A 15,053-nucleotide genomic window follows, 5' to 3' on the forward strand; every position below is an offset into this window, starting at 1 on the left:
GCTGCGGTGAGCAGGCCGAACACCGTCAGGAAGAGCGCTGCGCCGGGGTCACGCCCACGCGTGGAAAATCTCATGACCTCTCCGGTGGCAGTGGAAGGAAACGCGGCGGCGCCTGCTGGCACATGGCTGACGACTGCAGCCCACCTCCGGAAACAGTGATTCCACGCCGTTCCGGGAGAGTTGCGCAGGAGATCCGGAATTCACCCGGGCGGCAACAACTCGGCGGTGGTGGACCGGCCGGCGTCGGTCAGCGTTCCCGTGCTCGTTGTGCGCGGGGGTACGACGAGACCACCGCCGCGTGCGTCGTGCCGTTCGCCGAGCGTGTCGCCGGTGCGCAGCTTCGGGTGGCCCCGGAATCGAGCGTCGTCGGGACAGGCGCCGAGTTCCGTAAGTACCGCGGTTACTCCGCGGTACGGGCGGGGCGCGGTGGCGTAGCGCGCGCTACAGCTTGCGCAGGGACAGCCGCTGGACCGTGTGGTCCGGGCTCTTGCGCAGGATGAGGGTGGCGCGTCCGCGGGTCGGGGCGATGTTCTGGCGCAGGTTGGGCTCGTTGATCGTGCGCCAGTTGCGCTCCCCGTACGCCATCGCCTCGGCCTCCGGCACCTCGGCGTAGCGGCGGAAGTACGACAGCGGGTTCTGGAACGCCGTCTCGCGCAGCTTGCGGAACCGCTCCGTGTACCAGCGCGCGATGTCCTCGGTGCGCGCGTCCACGTACACGCTGAAGTCGAAGAAGTCGGCGAGCGCGACGCGGGTGCGGCCGTCGCGGCCGGGGAGCGCGGGCTGCAGCACGTTGAGGCCCTCGACGATGAGGATGTCGGGGCGCTGCACCTTCAGGCGCTCACCGGGGACGATGTCGTAGGTGAGGTGGGAGTAGACGGGCGCGGTGACCTCGTCCTTCCCGGATTTCACGTCGGCGACGAAGCGGGTGAGCGCGCGGCGGTCGTACGACTCGGGGAAGCCCTTGCGCGACATCAGCCCGCGGGCTTCGAGCTCGGCGTTGGGCAGCAGGAACCCGTCGGTGGTGACCAGCTCCACGCGCGGGTGCTCGGGCCAGCGCGCGAGCAGCGCCTGCAGCAGCCGCGCGACGGTCGACTTGCCGGCGGCCACGCTGCCGGCGACGCCTATGACGAAGGGCGGGCCGGACTGCGGGCCGGCGGCGGCGCCGGGGCCGCCGAGGAAGGTGTTGACGGCGTGCCGAAGGCCGTGGGTGGCGCCGACGTAGAGGTTGAGCAGCCGGGAGAGCGGCAGGTAGACGTCCCGTACCTCGTCCAGGTCGATGACGTCCCCGAGGCCGCGCAGCCGCTCGACCTCTGCGGCGGACAGCGGCAGGGGGGTGCGGTCCCGCAGGGCGCTCCACTCGGCGCGGGAGAGGTCGACGTAGGGGGAGGGGCTGTGCGTGCTGGTCGGCGAGGCCACGGGGACATTGTGCGCGAGGGTGTGCCGCACCCCTAGCCGGGGTGGGGGCGGAGGGCTAGGGTCCGCATGCGTATTCGATTCTGGGGTTCTTGGGGGACGAGATGTCAGTACTGCACACCGTATGGCACCGAAGATCGAGCCGGCTCGCGGCGGCGGGGGCCGCTCGGGAGGAGTTCGCGGGCCGGGTCCGCGGCGACCTCGCGGCGGAGCTGCCGGACGAGGACCTGAGGGAGGACCTCGTCGAGTCGCTGGACCTGTACCGCATGGGCAGCAAGCCGCGGTGCGAGGAGGTGGAGTACCTGGAGCTGCTGCAGGAGGCGGTGGAGCGGATGGCGTGGTGCAGGTAGGTCCGCGGCCCCGGTCACCCCTCCGCGATGACGACGGCGGAGGCGATGCCGGCGTCGTGGCTGAGTGACACGTGCCAGCTGCGCACCCCCAGCTCGGCGGCCCGCGCGGCGACGGTGCCGCGTACGCGCAGATGGGGCCGCCCGTTGTCGTGCACGCACACCTCGGCGTCGTGCCAGTGCAGCCCGGGCGGCGCCCCCAGCGCCTTGGCCAGCGCCTCCTTCGCCGCGAACCGCACCGCCAGCGAAGCCACCCCCCGCCGCCCCCCGTCGGGCAGCACCTGCTCCGCGGGCAGGAACAACCGATCGAGCAACTCCGGCGTCCGCTCCAACGCGGCCCCGAACCGGTCCACCTCGGCGACGTCGATGCCGACTCCGACGATTCCGCTCATGCGCGGCAGGGTAACCGGTGGTGCTCCGCACCGTCCGGCCCACGTGCGGTGTTGCGGCGCTGGACCGGCCCGGCGGCCGAGTGGAGGATGGCCGGCATGAGTACGCCGCCCCAAGTAGCCCCCGAGATCCTGCACTTCTACGGCACCGCCTTCGACGAGGCCACCAGGCTGACGGGCACCGCCGACGGGCGGTTGGAGCTGGTGCGTACGCAGGAGTTGCTGCGGCGGCATCTGCCCGCGGCGCCCGCCGACGTGATCGACGTGGGCGGCGGGCCCGGGGTGCATGCCGCGTGGCTGGCCGGGGACGGGTACCGGGTGCACCTCGTGGACCCCGTGCCGCGGCACGTCGAGGCCGCCCTCGGCACCGGGGTCACCGCGGAGCTGGGCGATGCCTGGGCGCTGCCGGTGGCTGACGCTTCGTACGACGTGACGCTTGTCCTCGGACCGCTGTACCACCTGTTGGAGCGCGACGAACGGGACCGGGCCCTTGCCGAGGCGCGGCGCGTCACCCGGCCGGGGGGTCTCGTCGCGGCGGCGGCGATCGGGCGGTACGCCTCGGTCTTCGAGCACATCGCCACCACGCTGCTCACCGAGGACCGCGTGCACGACGCCGTACGCGACATCCTGGCCACCGGCCGCCACGAACCCGGCCGCAAGGGCTTCACCGCCGCCTACTTCCACACGGCGGCGGGTCTGGTGGCCGAACTGCGCGACGCGGGGCTGGGGGACGTGACCGTGTACGGGGTCGAGGGGCCGGGCTGGGGGCAGATGAAGGCCGTCGAGCAGCACACCGGGCGGCCGTTGCCGGCGGACCACCCCGCCTTCGAGGCGGCGCTGCGCGCGGCCCGCCTGGCGGAGCCGTACCCGGAGCTGCTGGCCGCCGCGTCGCACCTGCTGGCGGTCGCCCGGCGTTGACCACCCGGCTGCGGGGCTTCGCGGGGCGGGGGAGGATGGGGGGATGAGGACCGCGTACGGGGTGGAGACGGTGCGGAGTGCCGAGGCGGCGCTCATGGCGGAGTTGCCTGCGGGGGCGCTCATGCAGCGGGCCGCGGCGGGGCTGGCCGCCGCGGCGGCCGGGTTGCTGGGGCGGGTGTACGGGCGGCGGGTGGCGCTGCTGGTGGGGAGCGGGGACAACGGCGGGGACGCGCTGTACGCCGGTGCGCGGCTGGCGCGGCGCGGGGCGCGGGTGACGGCGCTGCTGCTCAGCCCGGAGCGTACGCACGAAGGCGGGCTCGCCGCCCTGTGGGCCGCCGGGGGGCGGGTCGTGCCTGTGGACGAGGGTGCGGAGGGGGCGGGGATTCTCTTCCTGCCCGGTGTGCTCGACCGCGTCGACCTCGTCCTCGACGGCATCGTCGGCATCGGCGGCTCCGGCGGCCTCCGCCCCACCGCCGCCGCACTCGTGCGCCTCGTCCGCGACACCGGCGCCCCCGTCCTCGCCGTCGACCTCCCCAGCGGCGTCGAGGCCGACACCGGGGAGGTACGGGGCGAGGCCGTGACCGCCGCCGCCACCGTCACCTTCGGTACGTACAAGCCCGGTCTGCTCGTCGACCCCGCCGCCGAGCGCGCCGGGGCGCTGCGGCTCGTGGACATCGGGCTCGGGCCGTACCTGCCCGCGGTGCCGGAGCTGGAAGCCCTGCAGCACGCCGATGTCGCCGCGCTGCTGCCGGCGCCGGGCGCCGAGAGCGACAAGTACCGGCGCGGCGTCGTCGGCGTCGTCGCCGGCTCCGAGAGGTACCCCGGCGCCGCCGTGCTCGCCGTCGGCGGGGCGCTGCGCGGTGGCGCGGGGGCGGTGCGGTACGTGGGGCCCGCGGCGCGGGCGGTCATCGCGCGGTATCCGGAGACCCTCGTGCACCCCGGGCCGCCGGGGAAGGCGGGCCGGGTCCAGGCGTGGGTCGTCGGGCCGGGGCTCGGGGACGGCCCGGGGGCGGTGGAGGTGCTGGAGCAGGTGCTGGCCGCCGACGTGCCGGTGCTGGTCGACGCCGACGGCCTGCGGCTGCTGGACCGGGCACGGGTACGGCGCCGGTCCGCCCCGACGCTGCTCACCCCGCACGCCGGGGAGGCCGCCGCGCTGCTGGGCGTGGACCGGGCGGAGGTGGAGTCGGGCCGGCTGGCGGCCGTACGGTCCCTGGCGGCGGCGTACGGCGCGACGACCCTGCTCAAGGGATCGACGACCCTGATCGCCGACCCACAAGATGTGCCCGTACGCGTCAACCCCACCGGCACCCCCTGGCTCGCCACCGCCGGCAGCGGCGACGTCCTCTCCGGCCTCACCGGCTCCCTCCTCGCCGCCGGCCTCGCCGCCCGCGACGCCGCCTCCGCCGGCGCGTACCTCCACGGCCTCGCCGCCCGCACCCTCGCCGCCGGCGCCCCGGCCACCGCCCACGAACTCCCCGACGCCCTCCCGGCCGTCTGGCGCGATGTCCGCGAGGCGGTGAGCGGGCAGCGGGTCGGCGGCTGACCCCGGCCCGCGCCCGTCCCGCCTCGCCGCAGCCGCAGGCGTCAGCGCGCAATGCGACACTGGCCACGATGACCGACTCGCCCCTCCGCGCCCGCGCGGAGATCGACCTCACCGCGTACGGCGCCAACATCCGCGCCCTGCGCGGCATCGCCCCGCGCGCCCAGTTCATGGCCGTCGTCAAGGCCGACGCCTACGGCCACGGCATGCTGCCCTGCGCCCGCGCCGCCCGCGCCGCGGGCGCCGAGTGGCTCGGCACCGCCACGCCGCACGAGGCCCTGGAGCTGCGCGCCGCCGGTGACCGCGGGCGGATCCTGTGCTGGCTGTGGACGCCCGGCGGGCCGTGGCGGCAGGCCGTCGAGGCGGATCTCGACATCGCCGTCAGCGGGCTGTGGGCGCTGCGCGAGCTGCTGCCCGCCGCGCGCGCCGCCGGGCGCACCGCGCGCGTGCAGCTCAAGGCCGACACCGGCCTCGGCCGCAACGGCTGCCTCGCCGCCGACTGGCCCGACCTGGTCGCCGCCGCCCGCGCCGCCGAGGCCGAGGGCGTCGTCGACGTCACCGGCGTCTGGTCGCACTTCGCCTGCGCCGACGAGCCCGGCCACCCCTCCGTCCGCCGCCAGCTCGACGCCTTCCGCGACGCCCTCGCCGTCGCCGAGCGCGCCGGGCTGCGCCCCGAGGTGCGGCACATGGCGAACTCGCCGGCCACGCTCACCCTCCCCGACGCCCACTTCGACCTCGTACGGCCCGGGATCTCGTCGTACGGGCTGTCGCCGAGCCCCGGGGTCGGCGTCCCGGCGGACTTCGGGCTGCGGCCCGTGATGGCGCTCAAGGCGTCGCTGGCGCAGGTCAAGGAGGCACCGGCCGGCCTGGGCATCTCGTACGGGCACCACTACGTCACCCCGGGCCGCACCACCCTCGCGCTCGTGGCGCTCGGCTACGCGGACGGCGTCCCGCGGCACGCGTCGGGCACAGGGCCGGTGCTGGTCGCCGGGAAGTGGCGGACTGTCGCCGGGCGGGTCGCGATGGACCAGTTCGTCGTGGACCTGGGCGGGGACGGGGCGGCGGTGGGCGACGAGGCGGTGCTGTTCGGGCCGGGGGACGGCGGCGAGCCGACGGCGGAGGACTGGGCGCGGGCGGCGGGGACGATCGGGTACGAGATCGTCACCCGGATCGGACCCCGCGTTCCGCGCGTGTACGTGGGCGGCGCGGGGGATGCCACCTCCATGGACACGCACACGGACACGGACAGGATCACGGACACGGACACGGAGCCGGAGACCGACGCCGAGACCGACGCCGAGACCGCCAAGCGCGCGGCGGGCGGCGCCGGCCCGCACCGGCCCGAGGCCCCCCATGGCTGACCCCGTCCCCACCCCCGTCCCCGTGCCCGGCGGCTGGGCCCGGGCCGGCCGGCGGGCCGGCATCGCCGGCGCCGCCATCGGCGTGCTCGCCGCCGGGGCCGCCGCCGGCGTGGCGGTGGAGCGGCTGGCGATGGGCCGCGGGGTACGCCGCCGGGCCCGGCAGGCGCTCGACGCGGCCGGCCCGTACGGGACCCTCCGCGGCACCTCCGGCACGGCCATCGCCGACGACGGCACCGAGCTGTACTACGAGGTCGAGGAGCCCGGCGACTTCCCGCCCGCGGCCCCCGGCGAAGCGGCCCCCGGCACAACGACCTCCGGCGCAACCGCCCCCGCCGCAACGGCCCCCGGCACCCCGGCCTCCCGCACCCCGGCCCCAGCCCCCGCCCTCCGCCGGCGGCGCCGCCGCTTCGCCGGCCGCCGCGACCCCGCCCCCCTCACCGTCGTCTTCTGCCACGGCTACTGCCTCACCCAGGACGTCTGGCACTTCCAGCGCGCCGCCCTCCGCGGTCGCGTCCGCGCCGTCTACTGGGACCAGCGCAGCCACGGCCGCTCCGCCCGCGGCGTCTCCCAGCTCGCCGGCGACGAGCCGATCACCATCGAGCAACTCGGCCGCGACCTCAAGGCCGTCGTCGACGCCGCCGCCCCCGAGGGCCCCCTGCTGCTCGTCGGGCACTCGATGGGCGGCATGACGGTCATGGCCTTCGCCGACCAGTTCCCCGACCTCGTACGCGACCGGGTGGCCGGCACCGCGTTCCTCGGCACCTCCGCGGGCGACCTCGGCCGGCTGACCTTCGGCCTGCCGGCGGCCGGCGCCTGGGCCGTACGGCACTTCGTGCCCGGCTTCCTCAGGGCGCTCGGCAGCCGGGCGGAGCTGGCCGAACGCGGCCGGCAGGCGACCGCCGACCTCTTCGCCGGGATCATCAAGCACTACTCCTTCGGCGCCGAAGGCGTGGACCCGGCCGTCGCGCGCTTCGCCGAACGGCTGCTGGAGAGCACGCCGATAGACGTCGTCGCCGAGTTCTACCCGGCGTTCGCCGCGCACGAGAAGGGCGAGGCGCTGGCGCTCTTCCGCGACCGCCCCGGCCTCGTCCTCGTCGGCGACCGCGACATGGTGACGCCCCCGGCGCACAGCGAGAAGATCGCGGCGCAGCTGCCCGACGCCGCGTACGAGGTCGTCGGGGACGCCGGGCACCTCGCCATGCTGGAGCGCCCCGATCGGGTGAACGAGGCGCTGGCCGCGCTGCTCGCGCGCGCGGGCGTGGCGGCGGGTGCGGGTGCGGGCCGGCAGGCCGGCGCGCGGCCGGGGGCGGGGTCCGTACGGCGCACGCGCGGCACGTCCCGCCGGACCCTCTAACATCCAGTGCCATGACCGCCGTGACCACCACCGCCGTCCAGCTGACCGTCGAGTCGCCCGAGCAGATGCAGGACCTGGGCCGCCGGCTGGCCGCCGGGCTGCGCGCCGGCGACCTCGTGCTGCTCACCGGGGCGCTGGGCGCGGGCAAGACGACGCTCGCGCGCGGGCTGGGGGCCGGGCTCGGGGTGCGGGGGGCGGTGACGTCGCCGACGTTCGTCATCGCGCGCGTGCACCCGTCGGTCTCGGGCGGGCCGCCGCTGGTCCACGTCGACGCCTACCGGCTGGGCGGCGGTCTTGAGGAGATGGAGGACCTCGACCTGGACGTGTCGCTGCCGGAGTCGGTCGTGGTGGTGGAGTGGGGCGAGGGCAAGGTCGAGGAGCTGGCCGAGGACCGGCTGCACGTCGTCATCGAACGAAGGACGGGGGACGCCGCCGGGCCCGCCGACCCGGAAGCCGCCGACGAGGCCGACGAAGCCGACGTACGGCACGTCACCCTCACCGGCGTCGGCGAGCGCTGGGCGCACGGCGCGCTGGCCGCGCTCGCCCGCGCCTGAACAGCAGTGCTGTACGTTCCGACAAATATGCCGACGCTCCGTCGGCATGTCGTTGCCCCAGGTCGGCGGGCGTGGTCCCATGGGCGTATGGCACCTGAGGAACACGGGCAGCGCCCCGCCGTGGGAGTGGCCGAGCTGCTCGCCGCCTGCGCGGCGGCCGAGGCGGTCTCGACGCCGCCCGCCCCCGAGCCCGAGGCGGTGGCAGAGCCCGAGGCAGTGGACGAGGCCGCGGAAGGGGCCCAGGCGGTGGCCCGGGAACGGGCGCCGGAGCAGCACGCCGCGTAGCACGAGCGCGCGTCCAGCCCTCCGCGGCCCGGGACATCTAGATGATGCATGAGGCGGCGGCGGCCCCCGCTACTTCACGACCGCGACCTCGACGCCCACCGTCGCAAAGCGCCACAGCGCCTTGCCGTTCGCCCGCGACGAGCGCACACCGCCCGTCTTCTCCTGCCCGTCCGGGTCCGGCCGGGAGCCGTCGAGCGCGGCGCTGAACCCTATGACGGTGCCCTCGGTCTCCGTGAACACCACCACGTGCTCCACCGGCACCCCGTCCGAGCCGGTGATCTGCTTCGACCGCGAGGTCACGCTGTACCTGCCGGGCGGCGGGTCGACGCTGCTCGGCATCACCTTGTACGTCCGCAGGATCGAGTCGTCCTCGCCGACGAGCCACACGCGCCGGTCCTTCAACCGGTACACCACCCGCAGCCCCTTGCCCGAGCGGGCGGGCACCTTGAGGGCCTCCTCCTTCGCCTTCGACGGCTCGGGGCTGGCGACGCCCGGGCGCTCGCGGGCCAGGGAGTCGGGGGCGTTGGCGTTGGCCTGGTAGGCGAGGAAGGCGACCACGCCCAGGGCGGCGGCGGTCAGCCCGGCCACGAATTTCCCGCTGCCTGCCACGCGGTACGCCCCTTCCGGTACGGCGGCCGTACGACCGCTCTGCCGAAGCCCTGCTCCCGTCCTGCCCGGTGCCGGCCTGCCCTGTTCGGCCCCGCTGCTCCGCCCGACGGTAGCACCCGCCCCGGCACCCCCCGGCGCTCCCCGGGACGGCCGCGGCCGGAGTCACCGGCCCGGCGGACGCGCTCCGGGCACCCCTCCCGCGCGACTACCCTGAAGGCGTGCTGCTCGCCATGGACACCGCCACCCCCGCCGTCACCGTCGCGCTCCACGACGGCGCCCCCGCGTCGCCCGCGCTCGCCGAGTCGCACCAGGTCGACGCCCGGCGCCACGGCGAGCTGCTGCTGCCCGCCGTCGAGCGCGTGCTCGCCGCGGCCGGGCGGGACCTCGGCGAGCTGACCGCCGTCGTCGTCGGCGTCGGGCCCGGTCCGTACACCGGACTGCGGGTGGGGCTGGTGACCGCCGAGGTGTTCGGCATGACGCTGGGCATCCCCGTGTACGGGGTCTGCACGCTGGACGGCATCGCCTACGCCGCCGCGCGCGACGGCCTCGGTGACGTCGGCGGCGCCGGTGGCGCGGACGGCGTGGACGGCGTGGACGGCATCGAGGGCCCGTTCGTCGTGGCCACCGACGCCCGCCGCAAGGAGGTGTACTGGGCCCGCTACGCGGACGCCCGCACCCGCCTCACCGAGCCGGCCGTCGACCGGCCCGCCGCCGTCGCCGAGCAGGTCGCCGGGCTGCCCGCCGCCGGGGCGGGCGCGGAGCTGTACCCCGGCGTCTTCCCCGACGCCCGCCCGCCGGCGCACCAGCGCGCCGCCGCCCTCGCCGCGCTGGCCGCCGAGCGGCTCGCGGCGGGCGGCGCCGGGCTGCTGCCGCCCCGCCCGCTGTACCTGCGCCGGCCGGACGCGCAGGTCCCGGCCGCGTACAAGGCGGTCACCCCGCGATGACCGCGAGCACGACCCCGTACCCGATCCCGCGCGAGGCGCAGTGCGAGACCTCGTGCGAGACGCCGTGCGAGGCCCCGCGCGAGACCCCGTACGAGAGCGGCCCCCGCCCATGAACGCCGTCTCCCTGCGCGAGATGCGGTGGTGGGACATCGACCCCGTGCTCGCCCTCGAACGGGACACCTTCCCCGAAGACGCCTGGTCCCCCGCCATGTTCTGGTCCGAGCTGGCCTACGCCCGCGGCCCCGGCGCCACCCGCGCCTACGTCGTCGCCGAGGACGCCGCCGGCCGCGTCGTCGGCTACGGCGGCCTCGCCGCCGCCGACGGCACCGGCGACGTCCAGACCATCGCCGCCGCCCGCGACCACTGGGGCACCGGCCTCGGCCCCCGCCTGCTGGAGGCCCTGCTCGCCGCCGCCCGCCGCTTCGGCTGCCGCGAGGTGCTGCTGGAGGTGCGCGTCGACAACGGCCGCGCCCAGCGCCTCTACGAGCGCCACGGCTTCGCCGCGATCGGCGTCCGGCGCGGCTACTACCAGCCCGGAAACGTAGACGCGCTCGTCATGCGCCGTACCGAGAAAGAGTGACGCCCCCCATGGCTGACGAACCCCTGGTGCTCGGCATCGAGACGTCCTGCGACGAGACCGGCGTCGGGATCGTCCGCGGGCACACGCTGCTCGCCGACGCCATCGCGTCCAGCGTCGACGCGCACGCCCGCTTCGGCGGCGTGGTGCCCGAGGTGGCGAGCCGGGCGCACCTGGAGGCGATGGTGCCGACCATCGAGCGGGCGCTGCGCGACGCCGGGGTCGCGGCCCGCGACCTGGACGCGGTCGCGGTGACGGCGGGGCCCGGGCTCTCGGGGGCGCTGCTGGTCGGGGTGGCGGCGGCCAAGGCGTACGCGTATGCGCTCGGCAAGCCGCTCTACGGCGTGAACCACCTCGCCTCGCACATCGCCGTCGACCAGCTCGAACACGGCGCGCTGCCCGAGCCGACGATGGCCCTGCTCGTCTCCGGCGGCCACTCCTCGCTGCTGCTGTCCGCCGACATCACCTCGGACGTACGCCCCCTCGGCGCGACCATCGACGACGCGGCGGGCGAGGCGTTCGACAAGGTCGCCCGCGTGCTGGGACTCGGCTTCCCGGGCGGCCCGTTCATCGACAAGGCGGCGCGCGACGGCGACCCGGCCGCGATCCGCTTCCCGCGCGGCCTGACGGGCCCGCGCGACCCGCTGTACGACTTCTCCTTCTCCGGTCTGAAGACCTCCGTCGCCCGCTGGGTGGAGGCCAGGCGCGCGGCGGGGGAGGAGGTGCCGGTGGCGGATGTGGCGGCGTCGTTCCAGGAGTCGGTCGCGGACGTGCTGACGCGCAAGGCGGTACGGGCCTGCCGGGACAGCGGCGTCGGCCACCTGATGATCGGCGGCGGCGTGGCGGCGAACTCGCGGCTGCGGGCGATGGCGCAGCGGCGCTGCGAGGACGCGGGGATCGTGCTGCGGGTGCCGCGGATGAAGCTCTGTACGGATAACGGCGCGATGGTCGCGGCGCTGGGCGCGGAGATGGTGGCGCGGGGGCGGGCGGTGTCGGACTGGGAGCTGTCGGCGGACTCGTCGCTGCCGGTGACGGAGACGCACGTACCGGGGCGCGAGCACGGGCACGACCACGACCACGATCACGTGCACGAACTGGCGAAGGAGAATCTCTACTCGTGACCGTCGCGTTGATGTGGGAGGCCAAGGCGGTGCCGGGCCGGGCCGCCGAACTGCTGGCGTGGGCCCGCGCGCAGGCGCTGCCGGCCGAGCCGCTGCGCCGCGAGACGTTCACCGCGCCGGGCGAGCGGGTGCTCGTCATCACCTGGTGGGACGCGCTCTACGACGCGGAGCTGCCCGAGCTGCCGGCCCCCGACGACGCCGGGCTGCTGGCCCGCCCGGCGCACCGCTGGCGGTTCACGTCGCTGGGCCCGGACGGCCCAGCAGCACCGTAGGGGCGCCGGCGACGCGGGTCAGGAAGACGGTGCAGGACACCGCGGGCGGGCCGCTGAGCTTCAGCTTCCGCCGCAGCTCCGCGGGCTCCACGGCGGAGCCGCGCTTCTTGACCGTGACGCTGCCGACGCCGCGTTCGCGCAGCAGGGCGCGGAGCTTCTTGACGCTGAAGGGGAGCACGTCGGTGATCTCGTACGCGGTGGCGTACGGGGTCGGCGCCAGGTCGTCCGCCGTGACATAGGCGATGGTCGGGTCCAGCAGCCGCCCGCCGACCTGCGCCGCCACCTCGGCGACGAGGTGGGCGCGGATGACGGCGCCGTCCGGCTCGTACAGGTAGCGCCCGACGGGCCCGGGCGCCGGGTCGGGCAGGCCGCGGCCGGTGAGCGTGACGCCGGCGGGCAGCAGGGTCGCGCGCCGGGCGCCGGGGGAGATGGCGGCAAGGGAGACGGCGGCAGGGGAGACGGTCGCAGGGGAGACGGCGTCACGGGAGACGGCGTCGGGGGCAGCGCCGAACCAGAGCACGGCCTCCTTCACGTCGCCGGCGTCGGAGACCCATTCCGCCTCGGCGGCGTCCGGCACCGCCTCGTGCGGGATGCCGGGGGCGACCTTCAGCGCGGCGTGCGAGACGCGGCCGGCGACCTCGACGGCCCAGGAGAGCGGCGGCGAGTACGCCTCGGGGTCGAAGACCCGCCCGCGCCCGGCACCCCCTCCGATCCGGCGAGCCGGATCGACGAATACCGCGTCATACCCGGAGATGTCCACGTCCCCGACCTCCGCGCACCGTACGTCGACCAGCTCCGCGAGCCCCAGCGCCGCCGCGTTGGCCCGCGCGGCGGCTGCCGCCGCCGGGTGCCGGTCGACGGCGAGCACGGCGATCCCGGCCCGCGCCAGCGCCACCGCGTCGCCGCCGATGCCGCAGCACAGGTCGGCCACCCGGCCGACGCCGAGCGCCGCGAACCGGGCCGCGCGGTGCGCCGCCACCGTCGTACGGGTCGCCTGCTCGACGCCGTCGGGGGTGAAGTACATCCGCTCCGCGTCCGCCCCGAACTTCGCCGCCGCCCGCTGCCGCAGCCGGGCCTGCCCGAGCGCGGCGGAGACCAGCGGGGCGGGGTGGTCGCGGCGGAGCCGGGTGGCGAGGGCCAGTTCGTCGGCGGGGTCGTGGTCGCGCAGCTCGGCGAGGAGGGCCTGGCCTTCGGGGGCGAGGAGGGCGGCGAGGGGGTCGTCGGAGGCGTCGGGGCCGTGCATGCGCCCATTGTTCCGCCATGCGGGCTCCCGTGCGGCGTGGCGGCGTGACACTCCGGTCCGCGCTGGGAGGATGCGGGCTTAGGAAACTAATACGACAAAAGGGTAAAATGCTCTCACGTCCAACCCTCCGCGCGGGCCTCCTCGCCCTGTCCGCCACCGCCCTCCTCGCCACCACCCTCCTCACCTCCGCCTGCTCCTCCGGGACCGCGGGCCGCCCCGCCGACCACCCCCGCCCCCTCACCCAGGACGCCAAGCCCGCCGTCGCCGGCGGCCTCGCCGCCGCCCCCGCCCGCGCGCTCGCCCGCACCGCGCGGCACCAGCAGCGCGTCCACGCCCGGCGGCTCGCCGCCGCGCGCACCTGGGGCTTGACCGGCGTCCCGCTGCTGCCGCCCGCCCCGCCGCGTACCAAGCCCGCGCTCGCCACCGAACCCGGTTTCGAGACCGACGCCGGCGGCCCCGGCCTGCCGCCCGTCATCACCAGGGTCCCGACCGACGACCGGGTGATCTTCCTGACCATCGACGACGGCTACCGCAAGGACCCCGAGCTGCTGCGCATGCTGCGCGAACTGGACATCCCCGTCAGCGCCTTCCTCGCCGACGAGGCCGCGAACGACGACTACGCCTACTTCCGCGCCCTACGCGACCTCGGCACCACCGTCAACAACCACACCCTCCACCACCCCAACCTGCGCGAACTGCCCTACGCGGCGCAGCGCGAGGAGATCTGCGGCCAACAGCGCGTCCTGAAGCGCGAGATGGGCGCCACCCCGCGGATCTTCCGTCCGCCGTACGGCAACTACAACGGCGACACCCTGCGCGCGGCGAAGGACTGCGGCATCGACCTCGTACCGCTGTGGCAGCAGGAGGCGTTCCCCGGCCGCTGGACGCACTCCCGCGCGGACACCGCGTTCCACCCCGGCGATATCGTGCTCACCCACTTCGAAGGCCCTTCAGAATTCGGCGGCACGATGGCCGATGTCCTCCGTACGGTGCTCCGTAAGGCGAACGACGAGGGCTTCGCCGTTGCCCGGTTGGAGGACTACGTATGAGGCGCAGCCGCGCCGGCCGCCGGCGGTTGTCCGCCGCCGCGATAGCCGCCCTCTGTCTGCTGGCGCTCACCGCCTGCGCGGACGCCGCCCGGCCGACGGAGGAGTGGTTCCCGGAGAGCGCCGGCGAGTCCGGGAACGTGCCCGACGCGGCGGCGGACGGGGGCGCGCGGCCGGACGGCAAGCCGGGCGCGCGGCACGCGGGGCGTACGCCGCGCGCGCTGCCCGGCGACGGAGGCGCCGGAGGCGAAGCAGGCGGCCGGGAAGGCGAGGCCGGCCGGGACGCCGGGGCCGATCGCGCCGCCGCCCCCGGGGCGTACCGCCGCTGGGGCCTCGACCGCCCCCTCGACCCGCCGCCCGAGCCGCCCGTGAGCCGTCCGGTGCGGCCGGAACGCTCCGGGCCGCCGGCCGTGGTGGACCGGGTGCCGACGCGGGACAAGGTCGTCTTCCTCACGATCGACGACGGCTGGGAGAAGGACCCGGAGCTGATCGACATGGCGGCGGACCTGCGGCTGCCGCTCAGCATGTTCCTTTCGGACTCCGCAGTCCGGGGAGGTGCGGGCGAGGGCTACGGGTACTTCGACGAACTGCGGCGCGTCGGCGGCTCCGTCCACGGCCACACCCTCACCCACCCCGACCTCACCGCCCTGCCGTACGCCGCGCAGCGCCACCAGATCTGCGGCCAGCAGCAGCGCGTCGCGGACCGCTTCGGCGTCCGCCCGACGCTCTTCCGCCCGCCCTACGGCGAGTACGACGCGGCGACGCTGCGGGCCGCCGCCTCCTGCGGCGTACGGGCGATGCCGCTGTGGCGGGTGGAGATGAAGGCCGGCGGGCTGGAGTACCGCAGCGGCGACCGGCTGCGCCCCGGCGACATCGTGCTGGCGCACTTCCGGGGGCCGGACCAGCAGGGCGGGCGGACGATGACGGACGTGCTGGCGGAGCTGGTGCGGGAGATCCAGCGGCAGGGGTTCACGGTTGCCCGGCTGGAGGATTACCTGTGACGCGGGCGGGGGTGCGGCGCGTACCGACGTACGGTCGGACGGTGGGCGGTGCGGGTGGCAATCTGGCACTCGGCTTGAC

At 76.0% G+C, this 15,053-nt stretch carries 17 protein-coding genes; 13 read left to right on the forward strand and 4 right to left on the reverse strand.

Annotation, left to right across the window (positions count from 1 at the left end; all coding sequences use genetic code 11):
- Nucleotides 1–441: 441 nt before the first annotated feature.
- Nucleotides 442–1,416, reverse strand: a complete 975-nt coding sequence (gene coaA / locus T328_RS10915) for a type I pantothenate kinase (RefSeq protein ID WP_496495764.1) — start codon at nt 1,414–1,416, stop codon at nt 442–444.
- A gap of 101 nt (nt 1,417–1,517) precedes the next feature.
- Here coaA and T328_RS10920 point away from each other — a divergent pair, with 101 nt between their 5' ends.
- Nucleotides 1,518–1,763: a hypothetical protein gene (locus T328_RS10920; RefSeq protein WP_496495765.1), complete on the forward strand. Its 246-nt coding sequence runs from the start codon at nt 1,518–1,520 to the stop codon at nt 1,761–1,763.
- A 14-nt stretch (nt 1,764–1,777) separates the two neighbouring features.
- Here the strand turns inward: T328_RS10920 and T328_RS10925 are convergent, their stop codons facing one another.
- A complete protein-coding gene (locus tag T328_RS10925) occupies nt 1,778–2,152 on the reverse strand; it encodes a holo-ACP synthase (protein WP_496495766.1) in 375 nt (124 codons plus the stop codon).
- A 96-nt stretch (nt 2,153–2,248) separates the two neighbouring features.
- Between T328_RS10925 and T328_RS10930 the strand changes: the two genes are divergently transcribed.
- The 6 genes from T328_RS10930 to T328_RS10955 all read left to right on the forward strand — a co-directional run bounded on the left by T328_RS10930 (nt 2,249) and on the right by T328_RS10955 (nt 8,161).
- Nucleotides 2,249–3,067 (forward strand): class I SAM-dependent methyltransferase, encoded by an 819-nt coding sequence (locus T328_RS10930; protein ID WP_496495767.1) that lies wholly within the window; start codon nt 2,249–2,251, stop codon nt 3,065–3,067.
- A gap of 43 nt (nt 3,068–3,110) precedes the next feature.
- Nucleotides 3,111–4,610 (forward strand): NAD(P)H-hydrate dehydratase, encoded by a 1,500-nt coding sequence (locus T328_RS10935; RefSeq protein WP_496495768.1) that lies wholly within the window; start codon nt 3,111–3,113, stop codon nt 4,608–4,610.
- A gap of 68 nt (nt 4,611–4,678) precedes the next feature.
- Nucleotides 4,679–5,968 carry an alanine racemase gene (gene alr / locus T328_RS10940; RefSeq protein ID WP_496495769.1) on the forward strand — a complete coding sequence of 430 codons (1,290 nt, stop codon included), beginning with the start codon at nt 4,679–4,681 and terminating at the stop codon, nt 5,966–5,968.
- On the forward strand, nt 5,961–7,322 hold the full coding sequence (locus T328_RS10945; protein WP_496495770.1) for an alpha/beta fold hydrolase: 1,362 nt from the start codon (nt 5,961–5,963) through the stop codon (nt 7,320–7,322). Before alr ends, T328_RS10945 begins: the two co-directional genes overlap by 8 nt.
- Nucleotides 7,323–7,333: 11 nt before the next feature.
- Nucleotides 7,334–7,876, forward strand: coding sequence for a tRNA (adenosine(37)-N6)-threonylcarbamoyltransferase complex ATPase subunit type 1 TsaE (gene tsaE / locus T328_RS10950; RefSeq protein WP_496495771.1), 543 nt, complete (start codon nt 7,334–7,336; stop codon nt 7,874–7,876).
- 87 nt (nt 7,877–7,963) lie between these two features.
- Nucleotides 7,964–8,161, forward strand: coding sequence for a hypothetical protein (locus T328_RS10955; protein WP_496495772.1), 198 nt, complete (start codon nt 7,964–7,966; stop codon nt 8,159–8,161).
- 69 nt (nt 8,162–8,230) lie between these two features.
- Here T328_RS10955 and T328_RS10960 read toward each other — a convergent pair whose 3' ends face one another.
- On the reverse strand, nt 8,231–8,749 hold the full coding sequence (locus tag T328_RS10960) for a hypothetical protein (RefSeq protein WP_496496075.1): 519 nt from the start codon (nt 8,747–8,749) through the stop codon (nt 8,231–8,233).
- A gap of 251 nt (nt 8,750–9,000) precedes the next feature.
- On the opposite strand from T328_RS10960, the gene tsaB reads away from it, so the two are divergent.
- From tsaB to T328_RS10980, 4 genes are all read left to right on the forward strand, one after another.
- The gene (tsaB, locus tag T328_RS10965) at nt 9,001–9,714 is read left to right on the forward strand and encodes a tRNA (adenosine(37)-N6)-threonylcarbamoyltransferase complex dimerization subunit type 1 TsaB (RefSeq protein ID WP_496496076.1); all 714 of its coding nucleotides are present in this window, start codon (nt 9,001–9,003) and stop codon (nt 9,712–9,714) included.
- Nucleotides 9,715–9,823: 109 nt separating this feature from the next.
- Nucleotides 9,824–10,294: a ribosomal protein S18-alanine N-acetyltransferase gene (rimI, locus tag T328_RS10970; RefSeq protein WP_496495773.1), complete on the forward strand. Its 471-nt coding sequence runs from the start codon at nt 9,824–9,826 to the stop codon at nt 10,292–10,294.
- An 8-nt stretch (nt 10,295–10,302) separates the two neighbouring features.
- On the forward strand, nt 10,303–11,412 hold the full coding sequence (gene tsaD / locus T328_RS10975) for a tRNA (adenosine(37)-N6)-threonylcarbamoyltransferase complex transferase subunit TsaD (RefSeq protein WP_496495774.1): 1,110 nt from the start codon (nt 10,303–10,305) through the stop codon (nt 11,410–11,412).
- Entirely contained in the window at nt 11,409–11,684 is a 276-nt protein-coding gene (locus tag T328_RS10980) for a hypothetical protein (RefSeq protein ID WP_496495775.1), read from the forward strand. Before tsaD ends, T328_RS10980 begins: the two co-directional genes overlap by 4 nt.
- Here the strand turns inward: T328_RS10980 and T328_RS10985 are convergent.
- A complete protein-coding gene (locus T328_RS10985) occupies nt 11,647–12,927 on the reverse strand; it encodes a class I SAM-dependent methyltransferase (protein WP_496495776.1) in 1,281 nt (426 codons plus the stop codon). The genes T328_RS10980 and T328_RS10985 overlap by 38 nt on opposite strands.
- A gap of 107 nt (nt 12,928–13,034) precedes the next feature.
- On the opposite strand from T328_RS10985, the gene T328_RS10990 reads away from it, so the two are divergent.
- Nucleotides 13,035–13,976, forward strand: coding sequence for a polysaccharide deacetylase family protein (locus T328_RS10990; protein ID WP_496495777.1), 942 nt, complete (start codon nt 13,035–13,037; stop codon nt 13,974–13,976).
- Nucleotides 13,973–14,974 (forward strand): polysaccharide deacetylase family protein, encoded by a 1,002-nt coding sequence (locus T328_RS10995; RefSeq protein ID WP_496495778.1) that lies wholly within the window; start codon nt 13,973–13,975, stop codon nt 14,972–14,974. The genes T328_RS10990 and T328_RS10995 overlap by 4 nt, the downstream gene beginning before the upstream one ends.
- The last annotated feature ends 79 nt before the right edge of the window (nt 14,975–15,053 follow it).

Source organism: Streptomyces sp. CNX435, from assembly GCF_059570575.1.

Excerpts from the sequence above, each read along its gene's own strand:
- T328_RS10920 (WP_496495765.1), top strand. The coding sequence starts at position 1,518 with ATGTCAGTACTGCACACCGTATGGCACCGAAGATCGAGCCGGCTCGCG.
- T328_RS10925 (WP_496495766.1), bottom strand. The coding sequence starts at position 2,152 with ATGAGCGGAATCGTCGGAGTCGGCATCGACGTCGCCGAGGTGGACCGG.
- T328_RS10930 (WP_496495767.1), top strand. The coding sequence starts at position 2,249 with ATGAGTACGCCGCCCCAAGTAGCCCCCGAGATCCTGCACTTCTACGGC.
- T328_RS10935 (WP_496495768.1), top strand. The coding sequence starts at position 3,111 with ATGAGGACCGCGTACGGGGTGGAGACGGTGCGGAGTGCCGAGGCGGCG.
- alr (WP_496495769.1), top strand. The coding sequence starts at position 4,679 with ATGACCGACTCGCCCCTCCGCGCCCGCGCGGAGATCGACCTCACCGCG.
- T328_RS10945 (WP_496495770.1), top strand. The coding sequence starts at position 5,961 with ATGGCTGACCCCGTCCCCACCCCCGTCCCCGTGCCCGGCGGCTGGGCC.
- tsaE (WP_496495771.1), top strand. The coding sequence starts at position 7,334 with ATGACCGCCGTGACCACCACCGCCGTCCAGCTGACCGTCGAGTCGCCC.
- T328_RS10955 (WP_496495772.1), top strand. The coding sequence starts at position 7,964 with ATGGCACCTGAGGAACACGGGCAGCGCCCCGCCGTGGGAGTGGCCGAG.
- tsaB (WP_496496076.1), top strand. The coding sequence starts at position 9,001 with ATGGACACCGCCACCCCCGCCGTCACCGTCGCGCTCCACGACGGCGCC.
- rimI (WP_496495773.1), top strand. The coding sequence starts at position 9,824 with ATGAACGCCGTCTCCCTGCGCGAGATGCGGTGGTGGGACATCGACCCC.
- tsaD (WP_496495774.1), top strand. The coding sequence starts at position 10,303 with ATGGCTGACGAACCCCTGGTGCTCGGCATCGAGACGTCCTGCGACGAG.
- T328_RS10985 (WP_496495776.1), bottom strand. The coding sequence starts at position 12,927 with ATGCACGGCCCCGACGCCTCCGACGACCCCCTCGCCGCCCTCCTCGCC.
- T328_RS10990 (WP_496495777.1), top strand. The coding sequence starts at position 13,035 with ATGCTCTCACGTCCAACCCTCCGCGCGGGCCTCCTCGCCCTGTCCGCC.
- T328_RS10995 (WP_496495778.1), top strand. The coding sequence starts at position 13,973 with ATGAGGCGCAGCCGCGCCGGCCGCCGGCGGTTGTCCGCCGCCGCGATA.